Origin of the sequence: Vibrio sp. 10N.261.55.A10, from assembly GCF_041470825.1 — a bacterium.
In the GTDB taxonomy this organism is placed as follows: domain Bacteria; phylum Pseudomonadota; class Gammaproteobacteria; order Enterobacterales; family Vibrionaceae; genus Vibrio; species Vibrio crassostreae_C.
Window position 1 is genome coordinate 1 of record NZ_JBFRNC010000108.1, and the last position, 6,954, is coordinate 6,954.

Consider the following 6,954-nt stretch of genomic DNA (forward strand, 5'->3'; position numbering starts at 1 on the left):
CGATGGTCTATCCAACATATGAGCACAAAAAAAGCGAGCACTAAGCTCGCTTTTAACCATCTGTTTTTAAAGTAAATTACAGTAGTTCTACCGACTATTGAGCAATCACGAATTCTTCGTTGGTTAGATTGCTATTAGTATCGCATCTGCTAGTAAGAGTGTGGTCAAAATTATTTAGACCACAATTTTAAACGACGTTGCAAAGATGAGTCTTACTCAATATCAGCAATTAGAACAACTATCCAAGCAAAGTGTAGGAAGTAAGCGCTATGTGACTCCCAGCAAAAGGATAAATTGCGCAGTCTAACTCAATGTAATCACGGTTTTTCGTTTTGTGGTTTCACTGTGTTTCAACGCATCAAGCATCTGCTCGAATTTAAAAGTGACAGGAATACTAACTTCAACACTCCCATTTTCAATACGCTCAAGCAGCGCTTCACCATTTTGCATTAATGTATGCCAATCATCTTTATCACCAAAATTATGTAACGCTCCAAGGGCTATTTCGTGGTAAGAAATAGTGCGCGTAAATGGAGGGTCAATGGGTTTAGCAATACGATCTTGAATGCAGACAATATGTCCATTCGCTCTTAACAGCGGCACTAAATGGGCGGCATTTTCCCCACTCACCGCATCAAAAATGGCGAAGTATTTCATGTCGATTTGAGATTGCTCCCGATAAACTTGGCGAATACCTAAGCTTTTGGCTCGCTCTTCGCTCAGACTCGCGGAGACAACATCAACGATATAACCCGCTCTGACAAGGATCTGGGATAACAAATTATTCACCGCGCCAAAACCAACGACAAGCACTTCTCTTTGTTGGGTTAATGGAATTTTTTCAAATGCTTGCCACGCAGTTAGCATCGGACAAGGCAGTGCCGCGGCAAGTTCAAAAGATAGGCTCTCAGGTAGTGTCATCACTCGCTCAACGTTCAAAACAGTATATTTAGCGAAGCTACCATGGCGATTTAGTGAACCATGATATGCCACTCGACGGCCAATTAGACTGGGATCAACTTTAGAACCTACTTGTACGACGACGCCTGCACCATCAACACCTGGAACATGGCCATTCGGCCAATTTAAAGGATTGGCTTTAATAAATTTCCAATCCACAGGGTTAATACCAATCGCTTTGTTTTGTACTAAGATTTCGCTGTCATCTAAAGCTGCTCTTTCAGCCTTACCTAAAACAAGACTGTGTTTCTCAGTTTGATATTGCCAAATTCGATAGGGTTCCATATCACTTCCACTCGCTTAATGAAAAGGTAAGGCACCAAAGAGTTATCGTCCTTGGTACCTGGTGTATTAGGCTTGATAAGTTGGATAATCGACGTAGCCTTCGGCTCCGCCCCCATACAAGGTCAACCTAGCATCGGCATCAAACTCGGCCAATGGTAAATCATGAGCAAATCGGGCGACTAAATCAGGGTTCGTTACAAAAGGAGTACCAAAGGCAACGAAATCAGCATACTGCTTATCTAGCAACTGTTGGGCAGATTGCTTGGTCAACTTTCCTGCAACCATGATTGGATTAGAGTATATTCGGCGTACTTGCTGGCGAAACTCTTCAGGCACCTCTACATAGCGTGATATGTTTTCTGAAAAATGCACATACGCAAGGTTCATCAGTTGTAGTTTTTCCAGCAATGCTAACGTTAGCGGAACAATTTCAACATCATCCCCAGCAAAACCCTCTCCGATATGAGGAGACAGACGAACCGCAACTCTTTCCCCACCAATTTCGTCGGTAAGTGCTTGCAACGTATCAACCAAAAAGCGCATGCGATTCTCTTGGCTGCCACCATATTGATCACTTCTTTGGTTGCTTTCTAAGCGTAAAAAGGTATCAAACAAGTAACCATGCGCAGCATGAATTTCCACGCCATCAAAACCAGCTTCAATGGCGTTTTTGCCCGCTTGTACAAAATCCGCAATCGTGCTCTTAATGTCTTGCAACGTCATCTCCCGTGGCGTTTCGGTTTCAATCATCCCAAAGCCACCTTCAGCTAGTGGGCCAAATACTTGATCTGGGATTTTAATCGCTGATGGGGCTAACGGCTTAGTACCTGAAATATCAGAATGACTGCGTCGCCCCACATGCCAAAGTTGAGTAAATATTTTCCCGCCATCTTGATGCACAGCTTGGGTGGTTTTTTTCCAGCCTTCGATGTGCTCTGGGGTATAAATGCCCGGAGTCATCGAATAACCTCGTGCAGCCGCTGAGATCGGGGTGCCCTCTGATACAATGAGTCCAGCACTGGCACGCTGACGGTAGTAGGTTGCCATCATCTCGTTTGGTACATCACCAGGTTGAGACGTGCGTGAACGAGTCATCGGCGCCATCGCGATACGGTTTCTAGTCTCAAGTCCGTGACCTTTAAATACCTTAAACATACTTACCCCCTTAAGCTTTATACGTTGGATAATCAATCAGACCTTTCTCACCACCACCAAACAAGGTGTTTGGATCATGCTCTGCCAATGGGTAGCCGTGAAGTAGACGTTCAGGAAGATCGGGATTCGCCACAAAAGGTCGACCAAAGCCGATCATATCAGCCAGTCCGTCATCAATAGCTTGCTTTGCTTTTTCCGCATTATAACGACCTGCGTAGATCAGCACGCCTTGAAAAGCATTGCGCATTGCACGTTTGAATGAGACGGGTGTATCTGGTGCATCATCCCAATCGACTTCAGCAATATGTAGGTACACGATATGATGTTTATTGAGTAACGCTGCGGCAGCGGTATAAGTCTCAATAGGGTTAGCATCAACAGTACCATTGAGGGTTGTTAAAGGTGCCAAGCGCACACCAACGCGATCAGCGCCAATGGCATCGACCATTGCAGTAACAACTTCATCAAGAAAACGAAGACGGTTTTCAAGACATCCACCGTACTCATCAGTGCGATCATTCGCCTCTGAATCAATAAATTGGTTAATTAAATAACCATTAGCGGCATGCAGTTCAATGCCATCAAAGCCTGCCTCAATGCCATTCAATGCGGCTTGACGGTAATCTTCGATCACTTGCTGAATATCGGCTTTTGTCATCGCTCTAGGCTGAACGACGTCAACAAAACCAGGTTCATCACTGCCATTATCAACGAATACTTTGACGTTTTCCGCTTTTAATGCGGAGGAAGAAATCGGTTGCTTACCACCGATGTTATCTGGGTGAGTGACTCTTCCCACATGCCAAAGCTGCGCGAAAATAGCGCCTTGTTTGGCATGCACAGCGTCTGTCACTTTACGCCAACCAGCAATCTGCTCAGGTGTGTAAATACCTGGGGTCCATGCATAGCCTTTTGCCGTCGCTGAAATTTGCGTACCTTCAGACACAATCAATCCTGCACTGGCACGCTGAGCGTAATAGGTTGCCATCATGTCATTTGCGACATCACCAGGCTGACTGGCTCTTGAACGCGTCATCGGTGGCATGACAATGCGGTTTTTGAGTGTGAGTCCACCCAATGTGAATGGTTTAAATAGTGATAGTGACATAGTTGAGCCCTCTTCATTTGATAGGGGCATACTAGCAAATGAGTCACCAATCATTTATAGCAATAAAGGCAAATAATATTTGTATAAATTGCAACAATCAGCTTGTTTAAGCGGGTTACAGGGTTAGCTTTGGCTTAATAAAATCAATAAAAGCGGAGATCCGCTTGGCCACAGAAGAAGTCTTATAATACACAGCGTTGACTTGTTCTCTTCGTGGATGACTGATTTTTTCGCTCTCCAACAGCGAGATTAAACGTCCTTCGGCAATATCTTTATTCACCATAAACCCTGATAGACATGCAATGCCATTTCCTGCCAACACAATTTGTCGAATGGTTTCGCCATTACTTGATGACATCAAAGCGTCTAGTTGGGTAAACCCTTTTAAAGGCCAGTCATTCAAAATTTTGGGGGCGACAAATCCAATGAGATTATGCTGAGCAAGATCGCTGCTTTTAGTGGGGAGCCCGCGTTTTGAGATATATTCTGGTGAAGCCACAATATACAAGGGGCTTCGACCCAGCGACCGAGCATGTAGCGTAGAATCGCTCAACGTACCAATCCGAATTGCTAAATCGGTTTTCTTTTCTAGTAAATCCACAATGCCTTCATTGGAGGTTATTTCTAGCTCAATATCGGGATAGGCTTGATTAAATGACTGTACCAATGGCACCAGTTGATGAAACACAAACGGACTAGCCGCGTCGACACGTAAACGGCCTTTGGGCAATTCCCCACGGGAAATAATATCTTCTTCCGCCTGCTGTAATTGCATTAATCCCACCCGCACAGAGTCAATGAACTGGCGTCCTTCATCGGTTAATTCAATACGTCTAGTGGTTCGGTTTAGAATAGTGACCCCAAGTTGACTCTCCACTTTACTGACCGCTCTGGATACTCGCGCGACTTGGATATCTAGGCTCTCTGCTGCCGCTGAAAAACCTCCGGTATCGACTACAGCTAGTAAAATGGCTAAATCATCAGATTTTGTTCGCATGCTATTTCCCTCAACTTTATCCAATCGCTCATCAGCTTTATTGCATTTATAACAAATATCATTTGTAAAAACCTCTGTTTTTCACAAAACATCTTTAATGCAAAATGCCCCCCATCAATTAACAACGCGACGGCATAGCGACCAATACATCGGCTATTGCTGGTCATTTTCAAACAACAGAGAGTAAATATTATGCCTTTAGCACTTCTTGCATTGACGCTCAGCGCCTTTGCTATTGGAACAACGGAGTTTGTGATCGTGGGGCTACTCCCGACCATGGCCTCCGACCTAAATATATCACTGCCTTCAGCAGGCTTGCTGGTTAGCCTTTATGCACTTGGTGTTGCCATTGGCGCCCCGGTTTTAACGGCTTTAACAGGAAAGTGGAATCGTAAACACGTATTGATTACCGTCATGTCACTGTTTGTTGTCGGTAACTTAGTTGCATGGCAAGCACCTGGATATAACACCCTGATTATCGCTCGTATTTTGACAGGTTTAGCCCATGGTGTATTTTTCTCCATTGGTTCAACCATTGCTACCGGTCTGGTACCAAAAGAAAAAGCCGCCAGCGCCATTGCGATTATGTTCACTGGTTTAACCGTGGCGTTAGTCACAGGCGTGCCGCTTGGGACATACATAGGTCAAACCTTTGGCTGGCAATCAACCTTCTTAGTTGTTGCGCTATTAGGTTTAATCGCATTAATTGGTAGTGCTTTCTTAGTACCAAATAACTTAAAACAACCTGCTGCAGCTAAGCTTTCATCGCAGCTTAAGGTATTAACTCAACCTAGATTATTACTGGTTTATGCGATTACTGCACTGGGTTATGGCGGCACTTTTACAGCATTCACTTTCCTTGCTCCTATTTTGCAGCAAGAAACTGGCTTTAGTGCGAATGCAATTAGTTTAATTATGTTGGTTTATGGAGTCTCAGTTGCGATTGGTAATATTTGGGGCGGAAAAATGGCCGATAAAATGGGCCCAATAAAAGCCCTTAGCATTATTTTTACTGGTCTTGCAGCTGTGCTTATCGTGTTCAATTTTACCGCCGTTAACCCTATTGCCGCGGTAGCCACGATTTTAGTTTGGGGGGCATTTGCATTCGGTAATGTTCCAGGTTTACAAGTATATGTAGTGAAACTTGCTGAAAAATATACACCAGATGCAGTGGATGTTGCTTCCGGTTTAAACATTGCCGCCTTTAACGTTGGTATTGCACTTGGTTCATGGGGCGGAGGGATGGTTGTCGCTGAAGCAGGCTTAATGCATACACCTTGGGTAGGTGCAGTAGTTGTACTGATAGCGCTTGCTTTGACCCGCTTTAGTGGCCGTCTTGATAAGCGTGCAGAAAGTTAATGGTAAAAATGTATTAATGAAATAAACACGACTCTTACCCTTAGAGCTGGTCAATGCAGCAGCATTGGCCAGCTTTTCGCAACTTATATTGATTGGTATTAGACAAGATTGAAACTGATAAGAGGCACTCAATGAAAACCGTTTTTATTACTGGAGCTAATCGTGGCTTAGGATTAGAGCTTGCAAAGCAATATGCACAGCGACATTACAAGGTCATCGCTTGCTGTCGCGATATTGATTCAGCGCATGAGTTAACCCTGTTAGCACAACAGTATTCAACCATTCGCCCTTATGCTCTAGATGTTAGTCATGAAACAGATATTCTAGCTTTAACTGAGGTGTTTAAAGAGCAACCTATTGATGTACTTATTCATAATGCTGGGGTGAGTGGTGAAGGATGTGACAACTTAGGCAATATGGATCAGCAAAGATGGCTAGAGGTGTTAAAGGTCAATACCATCGCACCCATGTTAATCACGCAGGCCTTGCTCAATAATATTCTAGCCGGCCAAGATAAAACCATAATCGGGATGACCTCAATACTGGCCAGTATTGATGATAACCGCTCAGGGGGACGATACAGCTATCGAGCATCAAAAGCGGCCCTCAACCAAATAATTAAATCTCTAGCCTGTGAATTATCCGAAGCGGGAGTGAAGACCATGGCAATTCATCCAGGTTGGGTAAAAACCGATATGGGTGGAAAGGAAGGCAAGGTAACAGTAAAAGAGAGTGTTACAGGCATGCTTAATGTTATCGACAATTTAAAACTTAAGCATTCAGGTTCATTTTTTGTCTACGATGGCACTCAATTGCCATGGTAAGCCTAGTAGTTACGTCACATGAAAGCTCTAAGGGGATGATATGCTTTTTACCTTTATAATCCTTTGTATTATCGCTTTGCTCGGATGGTATTTATACAAAGTCTCCCGTGATATTTCCCAAATTGACTGGGATTGGAATGGCGATGAGATCCTATAAATTGATATTGCCTGCATCTATGGCTGGTCACATTACATATCCTAAGGAACGACTGCGATCTTACTCTGGAATGAGTAAATACTTTAACGTGATGTATGGAATCCACTCC

Annotated in this window: 6 protein-coding genes; 2 read left to right on the plus strand and 4 right to left on the minus strand. The window is 43.9% G+C overall.

Features of this window, described 5'->3' with window-relative positions; translation table 11 throughout:
* Nucleotides 1–303: 303 nt before the first annotated feature.
* From AB4274_RS21775 to AB4274_RS21790, 4 genes are all read right to left on the minus strand, one after another.
* Nucleotides 304–1,245, minus strand: a complete 942-nt coding sequence (locus AB4274_RS21775) for a zinc-binding dehydrogenase (protein WP_017062694.1) — start codon at nucleotides 1,243–1,245, stop codon at nucleotides 304–306.
* 66 nt (nucleotides 1,246–1,311) lie between these two features.
* Nucleotides 1,312–2,400: an alkene reductase gene (locus tag AB4274_RS21780; RefSeq protein WP_017062693.1), complete on the minus strand. Its 1,089-nt coding sequence runs from the start codon at nucleotides 2,398–2,400 to the stop codon at nucleotides 1,312–1,314.
* 10 nt (nucleotides 2,401–2,410) lie between these two features.
* Nucleotides 2,411–3,508, minus strand: coding sequence for an alkene reductase (locus AB4274_RS21785; protein WP_372113220.1), 1,098 nt, complete (start codon nucleotides 3,506–3,508; stop codon nucleotides 2,411–2,413).
* A gap of 115 nt (nucleotides 3,509–3,623) precedes the next feature.
* Nucleotides 3,624–4,505, minus strand: a complete 882-nt coding sequence (locus AB4274_RS21790) for a LysR substrate-binding domain-containing protein (protein ID WP_017062691.1) — start codon at nucleotides 4,503–4,505, stop codon at nucleotides 3,624–3,626.
* A gap of 192 nt (nucleotides 4,506–4,697) precedes the next feature.
* Between AB4274_RS21790 and AB4274_RS21795 the strand changes: the two genes are divergently transcribed.
* Nucleotides 4,698–5,864 (plus strand): MFS transporter, encoded by a 1,167-nt coding sequence (locus AB4274_RS21795; protein WP_029235440.1) that lies wholly within the window; start codon nucleotides 4,698–4,700, stop codon nucleotides 5,862–5,864.
* 131 nt (nucleotides 5,865–5,995) lie between these two features.
* Nucleotides 5,996–6,688, plus strand: coding sequence for an SDR family oxidoreductase (locus AB4274_RS21800; protein ID WP_017068416.1), 693 nt, complete (start codon nucleotides 5,996–5,998; stop codon nucleotides 6,686–6,688).
* The last annotated feature ends 266 nt before the right edge of the window (nucleotides 6,689–6,954 follow it).